This is a genomic window from Mesorhizobium sp. B2-1-8, assembly GCF_006442545.2.
GTDB lineage: Bacteria > Pseudomonadota > Alphaproteobacteria > Rhizobiales > Rhizobiaceae > Mesorhizobium.
Window position 1 is genome coordinate 2,376,451 of record NZ_CP083952.1, and the last position, 20,797, is coordinate 2,397,247.

Annotated in this window: 21 protein-coding genes; 14 read left to right on the top strand and 7 right to left on the bottom strand. The window is 63.8% G+C overall.

The window, feature by feature from the left end; translation table 11 throughout:
* Positions 1 to 210: 210 nt before the first annotated feature.
* Positions 211 to 690, bottom strand: a complete 480-nt coding sequence (locus tag FJ970_RS11590; RefSeq protein WP_023770207.1) for an Lrp/AsnC family transcriptional regulator — start codon at positions 688 to 690, stop codon at positions 211 to 213.
* A gap of 256 nt (positions 691 to 946) precedes the next feature.
* Here FJ970_RS11590 and trxB point away from each other — a divergent pair, with 256 nt between their 5' ends.
* The gene (gene trxB / locus FJ970_RS11595; protein ID WP_140759512.1) at positions 947 to 1,921 is read left to right on the top strand and encodes a thioredoxin-disulfide reductase; all 975 of its coding nucleotides are present in this window, start codon (positions 947 to 949) and stop codon (positions 1,919 to 1,921) included.
* A gap of 91 nt (positions 1,922 to 2,012) precedes the next feature.
* A complete protein-coding gene (locus FJ970_RS11600) occupies positions 2,013 to 2,909 on the top strand; it encodes a LysR family transcriptional regulator (protein ID WP_127873461.1) in 897 nt (298 codons plus the stop codon).
* 21 nt (positions 2,910 to 2,930) lie between these two features.
* Here the strand turns inward: FJ970_RS11600 and FJ970_RS11605 are convergent, their stop codons facing one another.
* The 3 genes from FJ970_RS11605 to FJ970_RS11615 form a co-directional block, all read right to left on the bottom strand.
* Entirely contained in the window at positions 2,931 to 3,428 is a 498-nt protein-coding gene (locus FJ970_RS11605) for a methyltransferase family protein (protein ID WP_140759515.1), read from the bottom strand.
* A 743-nt stretch (positions 3,429 to 4,171) separates the two neighbouring features.
* Positions 4,172 to 6,226: an elongation factor G gene (locus FJ970_RS11610; protein WP_140759518.1), complete on the bottom strand. Its 2,055-nt coding sequence runs from the start codon at positions 6,224 to 6,226 to the stop codon at positions 4,172 to 4,174.
* A gap of 191 nt (positions 6,227 to 6,417) precedes the next feature.
* A complete protein-coding gene (locus FJ970_RS11615) occupies positions 6,418 to 7,947 on the bottom strand; it encodes a putative bifunctional diguanylate cyclase/phosphodiesterase (RefSeq protein ID WP_140759521.1) in 1,530 nt (509 codons plus the stop codon).
* A 237-nt stretch (positions 7,948 to 8,184) separates the two neighbouring features.
* Here FJ970_RS11615 and FJ970_RS11620 point away from each other — a divergent pair, with 237 nt between their 5' ends.
* The gene (locus FJ970_RS11620; protein ID WP_140759524.1) at positions 8,185 to 8,580 is read left to right on the top strand and encodes a cupin domain-containing protein; all 396 of its coding nucleotides are present in this window, start codon (positions 8,185 to 8,187) and stop codon (positions 8,578 to 8,580) included.
* A gap of 78 nt (positions 8,581 to 8,658) precedes the next feature.
* Here FJ970_RS11620 and FJ970_RS11625 read toward each other — a convergent pair whose 3' ends face one another.
* Positions 8,659 to 9,861, bottom strand: coding sequence for a pyridoxal phosphate-dependent aminotransferase (locus tag FJ970_RS11625; RefSeq protein WP_140759527.1), 1,203 nt, complete (start codon positions 9,859 to 9,861; stop codon positions 8,659 to 8,661).
* A gap of 216 nt (positions 9,862 to 10,077) precedes the next feature.
* Here FJ970_RS11625 and FJ970_RS11630 point away from each other — a divergent pair, with 216 nt between their 5' ends.
* From FJ970_RS11630 to FJ970_RS11640, 3 genes are all read left to right on the top strand, one after another.
* Positions 10,078 to 10,968, top strand: a complete 891-nt coding sequence (locus FJ970_RS11630; protein WP_140759530.1) for an EAL domain-containing protein — start codon at positions 10,078 to 10,080, stop codon at positions 10,966 to 10,968.
* The gene (locus FJ970_RS11635; protein ID WP_140759533.1) at positions 10,965 to 11,819 is read left to right on the top strand and encodes an EAL domain-containing protein; all 855 of its coding nucleotides are present in this window, start codon (positions 10,965 to 10,967) and stop codon (positions 11,817 to 11,819) included. The genes FJ970_RS11630 and FJ970_RS11635 overlap by 4 nt, the downstream gene beginning before the upstream one ends.
* Positions 11,820 to 11,902: 83 nt before the next feature.
* Entirely contained in the window at positions 11,903 to 12,508 is a 606-nt protein-coding gene (locus FJ970_RS11640; protein WP_140759536.1) for a glutathione S-transferase family protein, read from the top strand.
* 422 nt (positions 12,509 to 12,930) lie between these two features.
* On the opposite strand, the gene FJ970_RS11645 is transcribed toward FJ970_RS11640, so the two are convergent.
* A complete protein-coding gene (locus FJ970_RS11645) occupies positions 12,931 to 13,143 on the bottom strand; it encodes a cold-shock protein (RefSeq protein ID WP_015316174.1) in 213 nt (70 codons plus the stop codon).
* Between the two features lie 273 nt (positions 13,144 to 13,416).
* Here FJ970_RS11645 and FJ970_RS11650 point away from each other — a divergent pair, with 273 nt between their 5' ends.
* Positions 13,417 to 13,743 (top strand): hypothetical protein, encoded by a 327-nt coding sequence (locus FJ970_RS11650; RefSeq protein WP_140759538.1) that lies wholly within the window; start codon positions 13,417 to 13,419, stop codon positions 13,741 to 13,743.
* 74 nt (positions 13,744 to 13,817) lie between these two features.
* Here the strand turns inward: FJ970_RS11650 and FJ970_RS11655 are convergent, their stop codons facing one another.
* The gene (locus FJ970_RS11655) at positions 13,818 to 14,387 is read right to left on the bottom strand and encodes a methylated-DNA--[protein]-cysteine S-methyltransferase (RefSeq protein WP_140759541.1); all 570 of its coding nucleotides are present in this window, start codon (positions 14,385 to 14,387) and stop codon (positions 13,818 to 13,820) included.
* A gap of 182 nt (positions 14,388 to 14,569) precedes the next feature.
* Here FJ970_RS11655 and FJ970_RS11660 point away from each other — a divergent pair, with 182 nt between their 5' ends.
* The 7 genes from FJ970_RS11660 to FJ970_RS11690 all read left to right on the top strand — a co-directional run bounded on the left by FJ970_RS11660 (position 14,570) and on the right by FJ970_RS11690 (position 20,634).
* Positions 14,570 to 15,508 carry a lytic transglycosylase domain-containing protein gene (locus FJ970_RS11660; protein ID WP_140759544.1) on the top strand — a complete coding sequence of 313 codons (939 nt, stop codon included), beginning with the start codon at positions 14,570 to 14,572 and terminating at the stop codon, positions 15,506 to 15,508.
* Positions 15,509 to 15,513: 5 nt separating this feature from the next.
* Positions 15,514 to 16,002, top strand: coding sequence for a GNAT family N-acetyltransferase (locus FJ970_RS11665; RefSeq protein WP_140759547.1), 489 nt, complete (start codon positions 15,514 to 15,516; stop codon positions 16,000 to 16,002).
* 139 nt (positions 16,003 to 16,141) lie between these two features.
* On the top strand, positions 16,142 to 17,410 hold the full coding sequence (locus FJ970_RS11670) for an ABC transporter substrate-binding protein (RefSeq protein ID WP_140759549.1): 1,269 nt from the start codon (positions 16,142 to 16,144) through the stop codon (positions 17,408 to 17,410).
* A gap of 47 nt (positions 17,411 to 17,457) precedes the next feature.
* Positions 17,458 to 18,372: a carbohydrate ABC transporter permease gene (locus FJ970_RS11675; protein ID WP_140759616.1), complete on the top strand. Its 915-nt coding sequence runs from the start codon at positions 17,458 to 17,460 to the stop codon at positions 18,370 to 18,372.
* A 1-nt stretch (position 18,373) separates the two neighbouring features.
* Positions 18,374 to 19,198 carry a carbohydrate ABC transporter permease gene (locus FJ970_RS11680; RefSeq protein WP_140759552.1) on the top strand — a complete coding sequence of 275 codons (825 nt, stop codon included), beginning with the start codon at positions 18,374 to 18,376 and terminating at the stop codon, positions 19,196 to 19,198.
* Positions 19,199 to 19,328: 130 nt separating this feature from the next.
* Positions 19,329 to 19,748: a lysozyme inhibitor LprI family protein gene (locus FJ970_RS11685; protein WP_140759554.1), complete on the top strand. Its 420-nt coding sequence runs from the start codon at positions 19,329 to 19,331 to the stop codon at positions 19,746 to 19,748.
* 142 nt (positions 19,749 to 19,890) lie between these two features.
* A complete protein-coding gene (locus FJ970_RS11690) occupies positions 19,891 to 20,634 on the top strand; it encodes a DUF899 family protein (RefSeq protein WP_181178649.1) in 744 nt (247 codons plus the stop codon).
* The last annotated feature ends 163 nt before the right edge of the window (positions 20,635 to 20,797 follow it).

Below are 20,797 nucleotides of genomic sequence, written 5' to 3' on the forward strand. Positions count from 1 at the left end.
TTGCTCGTGCCATCTGTTCTCAAGCAATTCCGGGCGGAAAACCGTTACACATTTTTCCTGGAATTGCTTGAGAAACCAGTCAAGCGCCCAGTCAAGCAGTGAAATCCGGCAGAGCTGTTCAGCCTTGTATATCAGCGTCTTTCGAACACCAACGCGGCACCGGTGTGGCGAACGTCGGGAATTCGTCGGCGCACGGGCGCTCACCCAGACTCAGGAGCGCTCGAACGAGACCAGGCCTTCGTCCTTGACCCGGCGAATGGTGAGCGCGGTGCGCACGGTATCGACGTTCGGCGTCGAGGTCAGTTCCTCGATGACGAAGGTCTGGAAGGCGCCGAGGTCGCTTGCCACGCAATGCAGCAGGAAGTCGGACTCGCCCGACACCATCCAGGCGTCGCGTACGATCGGCCAGCCGCGCGTGCGCTCGGCGAAGATGCGCAGTTCGGCATCTGCCTGGTGATGCAGCCCGACCAGGCAAAAGGCGACGACATCGAGGCCGAGCGCCGGCGCGTTGAGCAGCGCGCGATAGCCACGGATGATGCCTGCCTCCTCCAGCCGCTTGACCCGGCGCAGGCAGGGCGGGGCCGAAATACCGACGCGGTTCGAGAGCTCGACATTGGTCATGCGCCCGTCCGACTGAAGCTCACGCAGGATCTTCCAGTCGATGGCGTCGAGGTCGGCCTTGAGCGGCATTGGGTTCTCGATGATCAGTGTGGCGCAAGAATCTTTCGCGATTTTGTAATTAAACGACTTTTGTGTCGAAGCCAGCCCTCGTCGACGCGATTTTAGGGGAGGTAACGAAAGCGCTCGACGCGCGAATATCCGCATGGGTCGAAGCTTTCCGGGGACGACGGCGCGTTCGTCTTGCTGGCGTGGCTGGCAGCCCTTACATTAAGCGCGATATTTCCACGTCTTTGGCACACTCGTGTCCGCCCCGCAGAGGCTCCAAATGATCACCAAGCATGCGCCCGTTCTCATCATCGGTTCCGGTCCGGCCGGCTATACGGCGGCGGTCTATGCCGCGCGTGCGATGCTGAAGCCGATGCTCGTCGCCGGTCTGCAGCAGGGCGGGCAGCTGATGATCACCACGGATGTCGAAAACTATCCCGGCTTCGCCGATCCGATCCAGGGGCCGTGGCTGATGGAGCAGATGCTCAAGCAGGCCGAGCATGTCGGCACCGACATCATCAACGACATCATCACCGAGGTAGACCTCAATGTGCGGCCGTTCCGCGCCAAGGGCGATTCCGGCACGACCTACACGGCCGATGCGCTGATCATCGCCACCGGCGCGCAGGCCAAGTGGCTGGGCATTCCGACCGAGCAGGACTTCATGGGCTTCGGCGTTTCCGCCTGCGCCACCTGCGACGGCTTCTTCTATCGCGGCAAGGATGTCGCGGTGGTCGGTGGCGGCAATTCGGCGGTGGAGGAGGCGCTCTATCTGTCCAACCTCGCCAAGAGTGTCACCGTCATCCACAGGCGCTCGGACTTCCGTGCCGAGCGCATCCTGCGCGAGCGGCTGTTGAAGAAGGACAATGTCCGCGTTATCTGGGACACGATCGTCGACGAGATCACCGGGCGTCCGGGCAAGGCACCGCTGCCGCCTTCGGTCGAAGGGCTGAAGCTCAGGCATGCCGTGACCGGCGCCGAGAGCCATCTCAAGATCGACGGCGTCTTCGTGGCCATCGGCCATGCGCCCGCGGTCGAGCTGTTCGCCGGCAAGCTGAAGCAGAAGCCGAACGGCTATCTGTGGACAGCGCCGGATTCGACGCGCACCGACGTGCCTGGCGTGTTCGCCGCCGGCGACGTTACCGACGATATCTACCGCCAGGCGGTGACGGCGGCGGGGCTGGGCTGCATGGCCGCGCTCGAGGCGGAAAAGTATCTGGCCGGCATCGAGGTGCATCGCGAGGCAGCGGAATAGGCGGCTCGCAAGACTGTTGAAAAAACGGCTTGGAAACGCCGTGTAAAAGCCCGATTTTTCATTCAGACGCCAACCGTAACGAGGGGAAATCATGGCGTTGGACTGGGACAAGCTACGCGTGTTTCACGCTGCGGCGGAAGCGGGATCGTTTACGCATGCGGCCGAGACCCTGCATCTGTCGCAATCGGCGATATCGAGGCAGGTCAGCGCGCTTGAACATGATGTCGGCGTGCCGCTGTTCAACCGCCATGCACGCGGCCTGGTGCTGACCGAACAGGGCGAGATGCTGTTCCGCACGGCGCATGACGTGCTGATGAAGCTGGAAACCATCAAGTCGCGGCTGACCGAGACCAAGGACCGGCCGTCAGGCGTGCTCAGGGTAACGACGACCGTCGGCCTCGGCGCCGGCTGGCTGACCGAGCGGGTGCAGGAGTTCATCGAACTCTATCCCGAAATCAGCCTGCAGCTGATCCTCGCCAATGAGGAGCTCGACCTCACCATGCGCCAGGCCGATTGCGCCATCCGGCTGCGCCAGCCGCAGCAGCCGGACCTGATCCAGCGCCGCCTGTTCACCGTGCATTTCCACCTCTACGCCGCCCCGTCCTATGTCGCCAAGTATGGCAAGCCGGGCTCGATCGCAGAGTTGAGAAGCCATCGCATCGTCACCTTCGGCCTGCCGGTGCCGTCGCATCTGTCGGAGTTGAACTGGCTGGAGACGGTCGGTGATTTCGAGAGCGGCCGGCGCGTGCCGACACTGCAGATCAATGACATCCTGTCGATCAAGCGCGCCGTGCAGGGCGGCGCCGGCATCGCCATGCTACCGGACTATGTGATCAGCAAGGATTCCGGCCTGGTGCAGCTGCTGCCGGAAACCGAGGTGCCGTCCTTCGACACCTATTTCGCCTATCCCGACGCGATGAAGAACCAGGCCAAGCTGCACGTGTTCCGCGACTTCATCATCGCCAAGGCCAGAAGCTGGTCCTTCTGATCCAAGGTCAGCTCCGCGAGCCTATCCTTTCCAGGGCCTAATCCGCGGCAGCCAGCCCGGCACGTTGCGGCGGTAGGCTTCGTATTCGGCGCCATAGCGGCCGGCGAGCGTCGGCTCCTCATAGAGCTTGACGAAGGTGATCATGGCTGCCGCCGCGATTGCCGCATAGGCGGCGATCGACCAGCTCGAGAACAACAGCGCCTGGCCGAGAATGATCGACAGCACGGCGACATACATGGGATTGCGGACATGGCGGTAAATGCCGCCGATCACCAGCCTTTCGGTCGGTGCGACGGGGGCGGGCGTGCCCAGCCCTTCCAGCGCGAAGCGGGCGAAGGCATGCAGCAGCACGGCGGCAGCGGCGACGATGAGCACGCCGCCGGCGAGGACAAGGCCGGGTACCATCGACCATGGCAGGCCCCAGCGATCGCTGAGCAGCCAGGGAACCAGCCCGGCGACCACTCCGGGAGCCGCAACCAGGAAAATGCCGCTGCCGGCAATCGCCGAAAACCTACGCATCGGTTGATCCCCGCGTGACTGCCTTTGAATTAAACCGCTGCTGCCTCATTACACATCATCAATGTTTTCGGAATTTTGGGAGCAGAATCGGCCGGGATTGGCGTTTTCGGGGCGACAATGACGCGAAAGCGCGCTTCATTTTCACGATTCTGCTGGTCCTATTGGCTCCTGGAGCGGGTTGGACCACAGCCTGTGCCTTTTTGCATGCGTGTGTTGCAAAATAGATGCTTGTTTCTTGGGCATGATGAGCACATATATACATCATCTCCTGGACGCGTTCTCCTCCCATTAGCGTCCTCGAGTGTTCCCCTCTGGAGGTTAGCCTTAACAGGCACTTCCAATCAAACTCAGCCGGATCTTCGTTGATCCGGCTTTTTTGTTGCCTGCGTGCCACGGGGATGGCTGGAAAATTCACCAGAACTGCCGCGTAACCGTGTCATGTAACCTCTGGTAACATGACAAGGACACCCTCCATCTGCTAAATGGATCATAGGACGCGGTGTGGTTCGGACGGGAGATGGGGGCATCACTCGGACGACCCGGGCTCAGGCGGCTACCGCGTCCGAACCTTTTCCCGTCGAAGCGCGGCGACCTTACATGTGGCGGACCTGCCGTTTTTCCTCCCAAGAAAACGGTCCACAAAACAAACGGCGTCCGGCCCCCCGGGCGTCGTTTTTTGGTTTTTGCCCCCTCGATCGTTCGAGGGGCGCTTCACACGCTTCCAAATCGGCCACCGGGCGAAATCAGGCGGCCTTGCCGTTGGCGTTCATCGCCTCGTCGGCGAGACGGCCAGTCAGCTCGGCCATATGGTCGAAAGCGGCGCGATAGCTGGCAACGCCTGACGTGGCCGACCGCAGCTCGATGATCAGATCACCGATCTCGGCCTGCGGCATGGTCGCCTCGACGACATCCCATCCAGGCCAGCCGGGCCGCGCGTCATAGCCCAGGATCTGGCCGCGCCGCTGCGGGATCAGCGCGATGATCTTCGACGTCGTGTCCGACGGAGTGACGATCTCGACCTTCATCACCGGCTCCAGAAGCACCGGCGAGCAGGCGGCCATGCCTTCCTTCATGGCGAGCTTGGCCGCCATCTGGAAGGCCATGTCGGAGGAATCGACCGCATGGTAGGAGCCGTCCGACAGGTTGACCGCGACGTCGACAACGGGGAAGCCGAGCGGGCCTGACTTGAGGTAATCGCGTATGCCTGTCTCGACCGACTGGATGTAGGTCTTGGGCACGACGCCACCGGTGATGGTGTCGGTGAACTGGAAGCCGGAGCCGCGCGGCAGCGGCTTGATCTCGATCACCACATCGCCGAACTGGCCGTGGCCGCCCGACTGTTTCTTGTGACGGCCACGCTGCTGCACCGGTTTGCGGATCGTCTCGCGATAGGGCACCGCCGGTGCATGACCTTCGACCGGGATCTGGTTCTTGCCCTCAAGCCGCTCGCGCACGACGCGCAGATGCATCTCGCCATGACCCGACAGTACCGTCTCGGCCGAGTCCTGGTTGTGGCGCAGGCTAAGCGAAGGGTCTTCCTCGGCCAGGCGCTGGATGGCGGCCGACATCTTGACCTCGTCCTTGCGCTCCTTGGGGCGTAGCGCGAAGGCGAAGACCGGCTGCGGCGGCTCGACATCGAAGAGCTGTTTGGTCCCGCCCTTGGCCGAAGTCAGCGTCTGGCCGGTCTTGACCGCGTCCAGCTTGCCGAGCGCCACGGTGTCGCCGATCCTGGCGCCGGTCAGCTTGACCTGGTCCTTGCCCAGCATCCTGTAGATGCCGGAAACCTTGGCGGTGTCGCCGCCGGGCAGCCACAGCTCCGACCCGTCGGCGACCTGGCCCGACAGGATGCGCGACACCGACAGCTTGCCGCCATGCGGCGTGTGGATGGTCTTCATCACCTGGACCACCGTCGCGTTGCCGTCCGGGGGGCCGCCGAGCCGCTTGCGGGTGGCCTCGATGTCGGGCGCGTCGTGGCGGATCGTCTTCAAGAGGCGCAGCACGCCATTGCCTTTCTCGGCGGTGCCGATCAGCACCGGCGTCACAGCGCCGTCGCGCAGATCGGCGGCGAGATCGTCGAAGATCGCGTCCTTGGGCGGTTCGATCTCCTCGAGCAACTGCTCCATCAGTTGGTCGTCATGATCGGCCAGCGTCTCCAGCATGGAGAAGCGCGCCTCCAGTTCGCGCGCCTTGTCGTCGCCCGGTATCTCGGCCACCTCGCTCTCGGCATATTCGCGGTAGATGTAGGCGCGCTCCAGCGCCAGATCGATCGAGCCGATGACGACGCCGTCCTTGCGCAGCGGGATCTGACGCAGAAGCAGCGGCGCCGCGCTTGTCGGCTGCAGCATCTTCAGCGTGTCGCGCACGCCAGTGATCGCCTTGTCGACCTTGTTGAGAAACAGGATACGCGGCACGCCGAGATCGTCGAGCTTGCGCATGATGAGCTGGAGGGCAGGGATCTTCTTTTCGTCCGCCTCGGCCACGACCACAGCGACATCGCAGGCGGCCAGCACCGGTTCGGCCTCGAAGGAGAATTCGATCGACCCGGGGCAGTCGATGAAGGTGAACTGCTCGCCCATGAATTCGGTGGTGGCGATCGACGCCTCGACACTCATGGCGTGGGCGCGGGCCTCGGGCGAATGATCTGAAACGGTATTGCCGGAGGAAACCGGGTTCTGGCGGGGGATGGCGCCCGTACGGGCCAAAATGGCTTCGAGAAGTGTCGTCTTACCGCTTGCGAAGGGACCGACTATGGCAATGCATTTCGGTCCCGTGCGTCGTCCTCCGGCGCGATTACCCATGACTGACCTCCACTCAGGCGTTTTTCCTGGGGACCGACTGGCATTCATGGTTCAGGCCAAGGTCAATCGGTCCTGAGCGGCGGCCGGCCTGTTCGACCGTCGCGGGCGGGTCTGTTTCGACCTGCCCCGATTATCGTCCCACTTGTTTGCCTGGAGGGCAAGAAAAATAGGAAGCCGCGCGGCTGGCCGGCTCAGGCGCTGAGCACGAGCGGTTCGACCGAGCGGCCGGCAAGCAGTGCGAGCTTGTCGCGCGGCGCCGGCCTGCCGAAGAAATAGCCCTGGAAACGGTTGCAGCCGGCCGCCTTGGCGAGAGCGAATTCCTCCGCCGTCTCCACGCCCTCCGCCACGATGGTGACGTGCTGGATGCGCGCGATCTGCGCCAGCGCCGAGACGAAGATCTGTGCCACCTGGTCATGGGCGAGGGCGCGGATGTAGGAGCGATCGATCTTGATGATGTCGATGGGCAAGGTCTTGAGATAGTTGAAGCCGCAATGGCCGGTGCCGAAATCATCGAGGGCGATGTGAAAGCCGAGGCCGCGCAACGCTTCGAGACGCCGCAGAATCTCGGGCGTGGCGGCGGTCGCCACGGTCTCGGTGATCTCGATGATGAACTGTGACGCCGACCGGCCGGCTTCCCTAAGCACGCGGTCGCACATGGTGACGATCTCGTCGCGCTTGAGTTGCTCGCCGGAGACGTTGATCGAGATACGGTGGCCCGGGAAATGACCGATATCGGCACAGGCCCGCTTGAACGCCCATTCGCCGAGCATGTCGATCAGCGTCGAGCGTTCGGCGATCGCAATGAACTCGGACGGTGCGATCAGTCCGCGAACCGGATGGCGCCAGCGGATCAGCCCCTCGAGCGCGTGGCGGGAACCATCCGGGCTGACGATCGGCTGATAATGCAATTCGAGTTCGCCCAGATAGACCGCGGCGCGCAATTCCCGTTCGACCAGACGACGGTAGCGCTTGTCGGACAGCATCTCCTCGTCGAAGACGGTGACGCGGCCTCGGCCCGCCGCCTTGCTTTCATAAAGCGCCAGATCGGCAACCAGCATCAGTTCCGTCGTGTTCGAGGCATGGGCCGGCGCCAGTGCCACGCCGACCGAGATGGAGAGCGGAATGGTCTTGCCTTCATGCGATTTGCCGGCGCGCATGGCATCCAGCAGTTGCCTGACATCCTTGTTGATGGCGGCCAGGTCGCCATGCGGAATGATGATACCGAATTCGTCGCCGCCGAGGCGTCCGACCATGGCGCCGGCAAAGATGCGTTCCGAGGTCTTGACCAGATGCGTCAGCGTGAGGTCGCCGAATTGGTGTCCGAACGTGTCGTTCAACTGCTTGAAATGGTCGAGGTCGATCAAGAGCAAGGCCGCCTCGCGCCTGTCGCGCATGGTGCCCAGGCTTTCGTGCAGCGCCTCGAGGAAATAGCGTCTCGTCATCGCGCCGGTCATCGCATCCCTGGTGAGGAAATGATGTTTCTCGGCCTCGGCGGCGGCGGCCGACTGGAGGCGATGGACGACGCTGCTGCGCATGTACATCAATGCCAGCAAGGCGAGGCTCGTGGCCAGGATCAAGATGGCGAAGGCACTGCCGGCGGACAGGTTTCGCGAGACGTCGAAAGCCCCAAGCACTGCTGCGCCGATGCTGATCACAAGCAGTGACTGGATACCGCGATAGATCCGGCCGCTGTGGTCCTTGATCGTCGCCAGTATGCTCATCCGCCAGCCCCGCAATGCAGGCTCACGGCTAGTGGGCAGCCGTTAAGAAGACATTGAATTCGCCGGCATTTCGAGCTGCGTCCCGAGCGCGCGAGGTTCATGGTTAAGAGAAAGATCAGGCCTTCGTCAAAGCGAGATGACAAGGGCCGGTTGCGTCCAGGTCAATCCGGGCCGAGAATGCAGTTCATTCAAACGGGCCGGCGTCTCGCCGGCTGCTGGCGGTTCCAGGGACAGACGATGAAGATCATTGCTTGCGGCAGCGTGCCGACCATCATAGCGCCGGACAAATACTTCACCGGTCGGGTTCTGCAGACGCCGATCATCGAGACGGAGGCGCCGGCCCGGCTCAGGGCCACGCTGGTCAGCTTCGAGCCGGGCGCGCGCACCCATTGGCACACGCATCCGCTCGGCCAGACGCTCTATGTCACCTCCGGCGCCGGACTGGCCCAGACATGGGGCGGCCCGGTCCAGGAGATCAGGGCCGGCGACACCATTTCGTTCGCACCCGGCGAGAAGCACTGGCACGGTGCCGGATCGAAAACGGCGATGACGCATATCGCCATGCAGGAGGCGCTCGACGGCATCCATGCCGAGTGGCTCGAAGCGGTGACGCCGGCGCAATATGGCGGCTGAATGCCGAGCCTGGATTGACAAAACCCGGCGGTAACGCCTGACAGCGGTGACGCCGGGTTTCGTTTCGGACTTGGCTGATCAGGTCAGCGATGCCGTAAAGCGCTGGATGCGGGTGCAGGCTTCCTCCAAAAGTGTCTCCGAGGTGGCGTAGGAGATGCGGAAGTTGGGTCCGAGGCCGAAGGCCGAGCCGAACACCACCGCGACGCCCTCGGCCTCGAGCAGTTCCGAGCAGAAGGTCTCGTCGGTGTCGATCACCTTGCCGGCCTTGGTCTTCCTGCCGATCAGCTGGGCGCAGGATGGATAGACATAGAAGGCGCCTTCCGGCGACGGGCAGGTGATGCCGCGCGCCTGGTTGAGCATCGAGACGACGAGGTCGCGCCTGCCTTGAAAGATCGCCTTGTTCCTGGCGATGAAGTCCTGCGGGCCGTTGAGCGCCTCGACGGAAGCCCATTGCGCGATGGTGCAGGCGCCCGAGGTCTGCTGGCCCTGGATCATGTCCATCGCCTTGATCAGCTGGACGGGACCCGCGGCATAGCCGATGCGCCAGCCGGTCATGGCATAGGCCTTCGACACGCCGTTCATGGTCAGCGTGCGCTCGTAGAGTTGGGGCTCGACCTCGGCGATGGTCTTGAAGACGAAGTCGCCATAGGTGAGATGCTCGTACATGTCGTCGGTCAGCGTCCAGACCTGCGGATGCTTCAACAGCACGTCGGCGAGCGCCCGCAGTTCGCCTTGCGTGTAGGCCGCGCCCGACGGGTTCGACGGCGAGTTCATCAAGAGCCATTTGGTCTTCGGCGTGATCGCCTTTTCCAGAACCGCCGGGGTCAGCTTGAAGCCGTTGTCGATCGAGGTGTCGGCAAACACAGACGTGCCGCCGCAGATCGCCACCATTTCGGGATAGCTGACCCAGTAGGGGCGGGGGATGATGACCTCGTCGCCGGGATTCAGTGTCGCCATGAAGGCGTTGAACAGGATCTGCTTGCCGCCGGTGCCGACGATGGTCTGCTCGGGCTTGTAGTCGAGATTGTTCTCGCGCTTGAACTTCTTCGCGATCGCCTCGCGCAGCGGCGCGATGCCCGAAACCGGCGGGTATTTGGTCTCGCCACGGCGAATGGCCTCGATCGCCGCATTCTTGATGTTGTCGGGCGTATCGAAATCCGGTTCGCCGGCGCCAAGGCCGATAATGTCACGGCCGGCATTTTTCAGCTCGCGGGCTTTCTGCGTCACCGCGATGGTGGCGGAAGGCTTAACGCGGGAAAGGGTGTCGGCAAGAAAGGCCATGACCTTTTGTCTCTCCAAAGGATCGGCGCGGCCAGGAGCGGCCGCGGCGCTTCTCATGTCGCAACATTCCCGTCAGTGCAAGCCTTGTCGGCTGGGCCAGGTGGGACAGCGTGGTCAATGAGGCGTGATCGACAAAAGAAAGTTCGTTAACGGGCGGTAGAGGCTTGCGTGGCAGGATCGAAATCCAATTCCGCCCAGTCGCGGAGCGAGGAACCCTTGTCACGCAGCATCGGACTTGCCCATATCATCCGTCATGATGACGGCACCTCGAGCGGTGTCTGGGGCATTTATACGCTGCAAAGTGCCTTCCAGCCGATCTTTGCCTTCAACGAGGGCAAGCTGTCGGTCACCGCCTTCGAAGGGCTGATCCGCCCGTTTCGCGACGGCGAGCCGCAATCGCCGATGACCTTCTTCTCGACATGTCCGGCGGCCGACCGCCTGCACGTCGAAGCGCTGACCAGGACACTGCATCTGCTCAATGCCGGCGCCTGCCTGCCGCGGGAGGCATCGGTCTTCGTCAATTTCGATCCCTCGGTCTTCACCGAGCGATCGATCGTCGACAACGCCTTGCGTGACATGCGGCTCGTGCTGCACGAGGCCGGTATCGATCCGGGCCGCGTCGTGTGCGAGGTGACGGAACAGAGATCGGCATCGCAGGAAACCCTGCACGGCTTCGTCGCCGCGCTCAGAGCCAACGGCTTCCGGATCGCCGTCGACGACTATGGCGCCGACGATTCCGACATCACCCGCGTCAAGGAGCTGAGCCCAGACATCGTCAAGTTCGATGCGCACTGGATCACCCAATTGATGGAATCGGGTGCTGGTTTCGCGCTGCTGACATCCATGGTCAGGAGCTTCGAGGACCAGGGCGTCCGCACCGTGTTCGAGGGTATCGAGGAAGGCTGGCAATTGGAGCTGGCCGAGAGATCGGGCGCCTCGATGGTCCAGGGGTACGTGCTGGCCCGTCCCGAACTGGCGCCGACAAGTTTCCGTGTTTTCGCAAAGGGCAGTCCGGAACCTGCCCCCGCCGCAAGCCATGCTGCCGCCGCCGTTGCGCCGCGCACGGGGCGACCTGCAAAGGCGTTTGGGCGCAGGATCGCGCCATGAGTGTCGAGCGGCGACGCACCATTGACGATGCGATCTTCGTCGACGAGATCGGCATCGAATACGGCGTCCACGGCGACTTCCGCCTGCGCAGCGCCTACCAGCCGATCTACGCCCCGCGCGGCAGCAGCTTGTACCCGGTTGCCGTCGAAGGCCTGATCGAGCCGCACCGTGCCGGCCGGACGGGGTCGCCGCGGATGTTCTTCGACGGCGTCGCGGCTTCGGACCGCCTGTTCGTCGAAACCATGTGCCGGGTGCTGCATCTCAGGAATTTCCACAATATCGGGGTCGACGGGCTCGACCTGTTCTTCAACTACAATCCGCTGGTCAACAACCATGCTGGACGGGCGCTGGCCGAGATACGGCTGATGAGCCGGCATCTCGACGAGCTCGGCCTGGCGCCCGCCATGCTGGTCTGTGAAATCACCGAACAGGCGGCGGACGATGCGCTGCTGGCAAGGTTGGTGCGTGAAATGCGGCGCGACGGCATCCGCATCGCCATCGACGATTTCGGGACCGGCCATTCGACCGTGGAGCGGGTGGGTCTGCTCCAGCCCGACATCGTCAAGATCGATGGCGGCTGGTTCGCGGAATTCTGCCGCCACGCCGCCGCGGAACGCTTCTTCCGCCCACTGGTGTCCAGCCTGCACGATCGCGGCGCCAAGGTGCTGGTCGAGGGGATCGAGCAGCCCACTCATCTGCGTGTCGCGCTCGAAGGCGGGGTCGATTTGCTGCAGGGTTTTCTTCTCGGGCGTCCGGCGCTTGCCGGCACCATCTTCAATGAAGAGCCGCTTGCGGTCGATGCGCTGCTGGGCTTCGACAACAAGGTCGTGCCGTTGCATAAGCGGCGTTGATGGTCGCGCCAAAAGAAATCACTGGTTGAGGATGGCGCCGCTGCGATAATCCGCCCGCAGAAGCAGCGCTCCGGGGAACCACAATGATACTTTACAGCATGATCGACAGCGGCAATTGCTACAAGCCGCGGCTGCTGATGGCCAAGCTCGGCCTCGCCTTCACCACTGTCGAGGTGAGTTCGCACACCGGCGATACGCGCAAGGCCGATTTCGTCGCCAAGAACCCGAACGCCATGGTGCCGCTGCTGGAACTGGACGACGGCCGGCGGCTGGCCGAATCCAACGCCATCCTGCTCTATCTCGCCGAAGGCACGCGCCTGCTGCCGGCGGACAGATACGAGCGCGGGCTCGCCTATCAATGGCTGTTCTTCGAGCAGTACAGCCACGAGCCCTATATCGCCGTGCGCAAGGCGCTGCTGACCTTTCCCGAACGCGCCGCCGATGCCACGCCGGAACGGTTGGCGGCGACGCTGGAGCGCGGCAACAAGGCGCTTGGCGTCATGAACAAATATCTGGAAAACAACGACTTCTTCGCCGGCGCGTTCAGCATCGCCGACATCGCGCTATATGCCTACACGCACACGGCGGAGCAGGGCGGCTTCCAACTCGACGCCTATCCCGCGGTGGTCGCCTGGCTCGGCCGCGTGGAGGCGGACCCGGGGCATGTGCCGATCGAGTGGGTGGGGTAGGCGGGCGACACAGCGTCCTTCTCCCCGTTTCACGGGGAGAAGATGGCGGCAGCCAGATGAGGGGCGGCGCCAGCCTCGGTTGTTATCGTGTTAGCTTTGCGATGGATAATCTCGGGGGGCGCCTCGCGCTGCCGCTCATCGCCCTGCCGGGCACTTCTCCACGTATAGTGACGGGGAGAAGGACGCTGTGTGGCCGATTTCGCCAATCGTCAGCGTCAAAATCCAGACAAATAAAAAGGCGGGATAAATCCCGCCTTCCCATTTCGGTAGCCTGATCGGGAGCGTCCGGTCCGGGCTGGCAGCTATCTGCTGTTCCAGCTTGTCGGGTCTTTCCACTCCGGCGCGCTTCTCGCGCGACCGTCAGTACATCCGTGACTTGCCGCGCGCCCCGAACTCTCGTCCGGCGCGCGCCATTTTCAAAATCAGGCTGCCTTGCTCAGAGAACCAGCGGACGACTTGCCAGTGCGGCGGTCCTGCTCGATCTCGAAGTTGATCTTCTGGCCTTCGACCAGGGTCGACAGTCCAGCGCGCTCGACAGCCGAGATGTGGACGAAAACGTCCGCGCCGCCGCTGTCAGGCTGGATGAAGCCGAAGCCCTTGGTGGCGTTGAACCACTTGACCGTTCCAGTTGCCATAAAAATAGTCCTTCACATTTGCTTTGGTATGACCGGACCGAGGTCCAGCCGGTGTGCATCGAGATTTTGGAGATAGACGTCAGCAAACGCGAAGATCGCGAGGCCCGGATCGATCGGCCGAAATATCAATGGCGCTGATATAGGCTGCTTTCGCACAAAAAACAAGACTGCGTGAAAAAGCCGTGATCGAAGCCGCCCAACGGCCGCCCCAATCTGGTGAAACCGTGAGGCGAGATCCGCCGTCCTCGGGCGGCGGATCGAGGGGAGAGGACCATGAAAACCATCCTGCTTGCCGCCTGCCTCACGCTGGTGGCCGCCCAGGCGCAGGCGATCTCGCGCTACGACCCGACGCGCATGAGTTGCGGCAAGGTCCAGTCGACGATCGCGGGTCAAGGTGCGGTCATCCTGCGCTATCAGTCGACGCGGGTGCCGGGGCTGCCGCTCTACGACCGCTATGTGCAGAGCCAGCAGTTCTGCACCATGGGCGAGGTGAGGACGCGCGCCTATGTGCCGAGCGCCGACACCAGGTCCTGCCCGGTCTATATCTGCAAGCGGCCGGACAATGAGCGTTTCAGGCATAGGTTCATCCGGCGCCATTAGGGCGTGCCGATATTCAGGTGATGCCGGCCCGACCTGAAACTCGACACATCCGGGAACGGTTCCTGGACCTGCTCTCAAAAGCCGAAGGACACCTGCGCTGGCGGCGGCTGGCCGACGCGCACGCCTTCCATGGCCAGCATCTTTTCCTTGGTGACCGAGCCTCCGGGCGCCGAGAAGCCGCCGATCTTGCCGCCGGCGGCAAGGATGCGGTGGCACGGGATGACCAGCGGCACCGGATTGGCGCCAAGGGCCGCACCGGTTTCGCGCGGCAGGCCGGCATGGCCGGCGCGCTTGGCGAGTTCGCCATAGGTGGTGGTTTCGCCATAGCTCAGTTTTCGTGCCGCGTCGTAGATGGCGAGGCGGAAATCGTCGATGCCGTCGAGATCGACGGGAAAGCCGGTGAAATCGACGTCCTCGCCCGCGGCATAGGCCTTGATCGAGGCGATCAACTCGACCACCCATGACGGCTGGGCCGTGGAGGCGGAAACGCCGGCATGGCGCATCAGCCGCCGCTCCACCGCTTCGCGGCTGCGTTCGGGCAGGCAGAGCCGGATCAGGCCCTTTTCGCTCCAGGCGATGCCCATGAAGCCGATCACTGTTTCTAACACTGCGTGGCCGGCTGTGATCGAAGATGTCGTTTCCATGATGCGCTCCTTTCCGCAAAGCGGCGGAATCCGGGATTCCCGCCGGTACATATCAGGAACAATATGGCATCGCTGCCTGCGTCCCGCCACCCGGAAACCGCCAGATGGCCCCGATTGCTAGCCAGGAATCGCTGGTGTAAGGGAAAACTTAACGACCCGACAAACCGGACTCCGAACGCGGCTTGCCAGCAAAACAAACCCTTATCGCCATCGGCGTGATCGTGGCGGCCGCCGGCATGAGCGGCTGCACCTCGACCTCGCAGATGAAAGCCGCGCCGTCGCTCACCGAAACCGCGACCACGGCAGGCAGCGATGCCGGCTTCACCCTGCCGCTGCCGGAGACGGTTTCGGTGCTGCCGCAATCCTCCGGAATCGCGCCCGTCCAGACGGCTGAGTTGACCCCCGGCGCGGCCACCCCGGCGCTCGATCCCGCGGTCCAGCCGGCCGCGGCAACCGCCGCCTTTGCCGGGACAACACCCGCGGCGCCGGCCGTGCCCGCCGTGATGACCGCCAATGCCTGGCAGGCGCCGGCCCCGGCGAAAGCCGGCCAGCCGATCCAGTCGGCGGCGACCTATACGACCGCCGGGCTCATCGTGCCGGCGGTTGCCAAGGGCGGCCAGAAAATGCCCGGCGTGCAGCAGGTGGCTTACGTCGTGCCGCAGAACCCGGCTGCCCTGGTGCAGTTCCCGTCGGCGCCGGTGGAGCCGGCAGAAGAACAGCATGCGACCGGCATGCGCGGCGACGTCGACCGACTGATCGTCAAATACGCCGCCTTCTACCAGGTGCCGGTGGATCTGGTGCGCCATGTCGTCAACCGCGAAAGCACCTACAATCCCAAGGCCTACAACAACGGCCATTGGGGGCTGATGCAGATCAAGCACGCGACGGCGCGCGGCATGGGCTATGACGGGCCGGCCAAGGGCCTGTTCGACGCCGAGACCAACCTCAAATACGCAGTCAAATATCTGCGTGGCGCCTGGCTGGTGTCGAACGGCAACGCCAAGAAGGCCGACTGGCTCTACCAGACCGGCTATTATTTCGACGCCAAGCGCAAGGGCCTGCTCGAGGCGACCGGCCTCGGTGTCGACCGCAAGCGCGGGCGTCTTCAGCCCGACGCCTGAGCGCGATGCCCGAACCGCGTCCGCCGGCTCCAAACGACATCCGGCTGCGCAAGATCCTCGACGAGACGCTCGTTCCACCGCACTGGCCGGACGGCTTCGTCATGCGCTTGTTTGAGCGCGGCGACGCGCTGCCCCTGCATGCGTTGCTGGGCGAAGTGTTCGACGATGGCACCGACGGCCCTTTCGACGAATGGTGGCCGCGCATTTCCGAAGACCCCGAATTCGACTCGGCGCTGTGTTTCCTCGTCATCGACGCCAAGGGCCGGCTGGCAGCGGCGGCACTGTGCTGGACCTCGGCGTTCGTCAAGGATCTGGCCGTTCATCCAGAGGCGCGCGGCAAGGGCGTTGGCGAGGCGCTGATGTGGCACGCCTTCGCCATTTTCCGCGACCGGGGTGCCACCCATGTCGACCTCAAGACCAATACGCTCGAGAACGCCGCCGCCGTGCGGCTCTACGAGCGGCTGGGCATGAGGCCCGTCGCCTGGGAAGGCTGACTGGCGACGTCGATCGGTGCCGTCATCGCCACCGGAGATGGCTGTTCGGGAACCCAAAGCGCGGCTCCGCATTCAATGAACGGTGGGGTCTGACCGGCTGTCGGGGCTGTGCGCCGCCGGCCAAGGGAGATCCACCGCGATGAAGGTTTTCCACGCATTGCTGGCGTTGAGCGTAGCTGTCGTGCTCGCGGCGGGTCAGGCGAGCGCGGTCGAGCTGTCGATCGTGTCGGGTGACACCGGCAACGGCCTCAAGGTGCTGCGCGAGATCCTCGACCGCTATGAGAAAGAGAGCGGCGACAAGGTCACCATCGTCGCCATGCCGTCATCCGGGACCGATCAGTTCGGTCAGTACAGGTTGTGGCTCGCCGCGGGCAACAGCGACGTCGACATCTACCAGACCGACGTCATCTGGGCGCCGCAACTCGCCAGCCAGTTCGTCGACCTGACCGCGGCGACCAGGGATGTCGTGGCCAAGCATTTCCCGTCGATCATCCAGTCGCAGACCGTCGACGGCAGGCTGGTGGCGCTGCCGATCTTCACCGATGCGCCGGCGCTCTATTACCGCAAGGATCTGCTCGACAAATACGGCGCCAAGGTGCCGACCACATGGAAGGAACTGGGCGAAACCGCCAGGCTGGTGATGGACAAGGAGCGGGCCGCGGGCAACAGGGATATCTGGGGCTTCGTCTTCCAGGGCAACGCCTATGAAGGGCTGACCTGCGACGCGTTCGAATGGGTGGTCTCGAACGGTGGCGGCCATATCGTCGAGCCGGATGGCACCATTTCCATCAACAACGCCCGGGCGGCGGCCGCGCTCGACATGGCCAAGGCCTGGATCGGCACCATCGCGCCGCCCGGCGTGCTCGCCTACCAGGAAGAGGAATCGCGCGGCGTGTGGCAGACCGGCAATGCCGTCTTCATGCGCAACTGGCCCTATGCCTATGCGCTGGGCAACAGCCAGGGGTCGCCGATCAAGGGCAAGTTCGACGTCGCGCCGCTGCCGGCCGGCACGGGCGAGGGTGCCCGGCCGGCGGCAACGCTGGGCGGCTGGAACCTTGCGGTCTCGAAATATTCCAAGCACCCGGATGCGGCGATCGAACTGGTCAAGTTCATCGCCTCGCCCGCAATGCAGAAATACCGCACGCTCAGGACCGCCAACCTGCCGACCATCCAGGCGCTCTATGACGATGCCGACATCGCCCGGCAACAGCCGATCATTCCGCACTGGAGGGAGGTCTTCCTCAATGCCGAGCCACGGCCCTCGGCGGTGACCCGGAACAAGTACAACGAGGCGTCGAGCCAGTTCTGGAACGCCGTGCACAAGACCTTGTCCGGCGAGGGCAGCGCCGCCGACAATCTGGCCGACCTCGAAGCAACGCTCACCAGGCTGAAGGGCAAGGGCTGGTGAGCGCGCAACCGGCTGACGCCGCCGACCGGCGCCCGGGCTCGCGGCTGATGCGCCAGCGTGTGCGCTCGGCATGGCTGTTCCTGGCGCCGATGCTTCTGGTGCTCGCCGCCGCTGCCGGCTGGCCGCTTGCGCGCACGGTCTATTTCAGCTTCACCGACGCCTCGCTGTCCGACCTCGACGCCCGCCAATGGGTCGGCTTCGCCAACTATGTCTCGGTGCTGCGCATGCCGAGCGGCAGGATCATCTATGACGGGCTGCTTCTCGACCCGGCCTGGTGGGGCGCCGTGTGGAACACCATACGGTTCGCGGTGGTTTCGGTGACATGCGAGACGATCCTCGGCATGGTCGTCGCCCTGGTGCTCAACGCCGAATTCACGGGCCGCGGCATCGTCAGGGCGGCGATCCTCATCCCCTGGGCGATCCCGACCATCGTCTCGGCCAAGATGTGGCAGTGGATGCTGAACGACCAGTTCGGCATCATCAACGTCGTGCTGATCAACCTCGGGCTGATCGACCACAAGATCGCCTGGACCGCCAGCGCCGACACGGCGATGGCGGCCGTGCTGATCGTCGACATCTGGAAGACGACGCCGTTCATGGCGCTGCTGATCCTGGCCGCGCTGCAGATGCTGCCGCGCGAGATCATCGAGGTCGCCAAGCTCGACGGCGCCAATCCCTGGCAGATCTTCTGGCGCGTGACCTTGCCGCTGATCCGCCCGGCGGTGATGGTGGCGGTGATCTTCCGGGCGCTCGACGCGCTGCGCATCTTCGACCTGATCTACGTGCTGACGCCCAACAACGCGCACACCAAGTCGATGTCGGTGTTCGCCCGCGAGAACCTGTTCGAGTTCGACAAGTTCGCCTATGGCTCGGCCGCCTCGACCCTGCTCTTCCTCATTCTCGCTCTGCTCACCATGCTCACCATCCGCATCGGCCGGCTAAGCCTGGAAGGAGGCCGTTGAGATGTGGCTCCTGAAGCGCACGGCCTTCTATCTGCTGGTCGGGGCAATCGTGCTCATCGCGGTGTTCCCGTTCTACTACGCCATCGTCACCAGCCTGAAATCGGGGACCGAGCTGTTTCAGGCCGATCCGTGGCCGAAGGCGCCCAGCCTCGGCAATTATCGCAACGTGCTGGCCGAAGGCGCCTTCGCGCGCAACCTCCTGAATTCGCTGGTCGTCTCGGGCGCGGTGGTGGCGCTCTCGCTGTTCCTTGGCGTCACCGCCGCCTACGCGCTGGCGCGCATCCGTTTTCGCGGCCGCTCGGCATTGCTGTTCGCCATCCTGTCGGTCTCGATGTTCCCACAAGTGGCGGTGCTGGCCGGGCTGTTCGAACTGGTGCGGATGTTCGGCCTCTACAATTCGCTCTTCGCGCTGATCTTCTCCTACATGATCTTCACGCTGCCGTTCACCGTCTGGGTGCTCACCGGCTTCGTCCGCGACCTGCCGGTCGAGGTCGAGGAGGCGGCGATCCTCGATGGCGCGACGCCGTGGATCATCATCACCCGCATCTTCCTGCCGCTGATGTGGCCGGCGCTGGCGACCACCGGACTGCTGGCCTTCATCGGCGCGTGGAACGAATTCCTGTTCGCGCTGACCTTCACCTCCAACGACGCGCGGCGGACCGTGCCGGTGGCAATCGCGCTGCTTTCGGGCAATTCGCAGTTCGAGATTCCGTGGGGCAACATCATGGCCGCCTCGGTGATCGTCACGGTGCCGCTGGTGGTGCTGGTGCTGATCTTCCAGCGCAAGATCGTCTCCGGCCTCACCGCCGGCGGGGTCAAGGGGTGATGGGCTTCGCTTCGGATAAACAATCGGATAAACAAACTGTCCACCAAGGCGGCAGGCGACATCTTGCCAGCATGCAGCCGGCCGCTAAGCTTCGTCTCCGCAGGGGCTTGTCGAAACCGGAGGAAACATCATGCGGCTTCTGCTCTCCAGCCTTGCCACGCTGATCCTTGCCGCCCCGCACTTCGTAGGCACCGCGCGCGCCGCCGACTGCGCCGATGCGCAGGACCAGGCGACAATGAACCAGTGCGCCGGCAAGGATTTCGGCGCGGCCGACAAGAAGCTCAACGATGCCTACAAGCAGATCGTGGACCGGCTGAAGGACAATGCGGCGTCCAGGAAATTGCTGGTCGATGCGCAGCGCGCCTGGGTCGCTTTCCGCGACGCTGAATGCAAGTTCCAGGGCGGCCCGATCGACACCGCGGGCACCATCTATCCGGTGGTCGTCGCCAATTGCCAGACGTCGCTCACCAATGGCCGGCTGAAGGATTTCCAGACCTATCTCAATTGCCCCGAAGGCGAATTGAACTGCCCGGTGCCAACGGCGCAATAGCCTTCATCCGCTCCTTTCGAAGACCCGGCTCGTGATCGGCGCGCCGGGTGCAAAAAATGTCGGAACCGACCGCGGTGAAACGTCCTTGGGTCGCAGAGCATCCGCGCCGGGACGCCGGCGCGACGACTTGAAGGAGCCGACCATGATCACCTTTCCCAATGAATCCGCCAGATACCGCACCGCACGCGAAAAGCTGCTGAAGAAGGAAATCGAGCTGCGCCGCGCCATGGAAGCCGTGGCCGAGGCGCGGCGCACGCTGCCGCCGGGCGGGCTGGTGCCGCGGGACTATGTGTTCGACGGGCTGGATATCGCCGGCAAGACCGCAGAGATAAAACTGTCGGAGCTGTTCGCGCCCGGCAAGGACACGCTGATCCTCTATCAGATGATGTTTCCGCGCCACCCGCGGGAGACGCGCGATGTTGCGGCCAGCGGCGGCACGGCGAAGCTCGCCCGGCCCGACCAGCCGTGCCCGTCCTGCACGGCGCTGCTCGACCAGTTCGACGGCGCGGTCGGCCATCTCGAGGCGGCCGGCTTCAACTTCGCCGTCGTGGCCAAGACGGCGCTCGAAAACCTCGTCACGCTCGGCCGCGATCGGGCGTGGCGCAACATGCGGCTGGTGTCTTCGGCCAACAACAGCTTCAAGCGCGACTACAACGCCGAGGATGCCGACGGCGCGCAGATCCCGCTGCTTCAGGTGTTTCACCGCGATGCTGACGGCATCAGGCATTTCTGGTCGTCCGAACTCGGCTTCGCGCCGACCGAGCCCGGCCAAGACCCGCGCGCCATCGGCACCTGCGAGATCCTGTGGAACCTGATGGATTTCACCCCGGAGGGCCGGCCGGATTGGCATGAGCAGCTGCAGTATGGCGATTCCTGTTGTCACTGACATCTGGGCGTTTCAGCTTCAGTCGCTGAGTTTCGGTTCGGAATGGCTTTTCTGCTGGTGAAGCTCTCGCTCAAGTCGGCCGGAACATTGGAAGATCGGCTGCATTGATAGGAGACGGCTTGCGACCCCTTTCATGGATTCGAAGTGCGACCCACACTTAAAA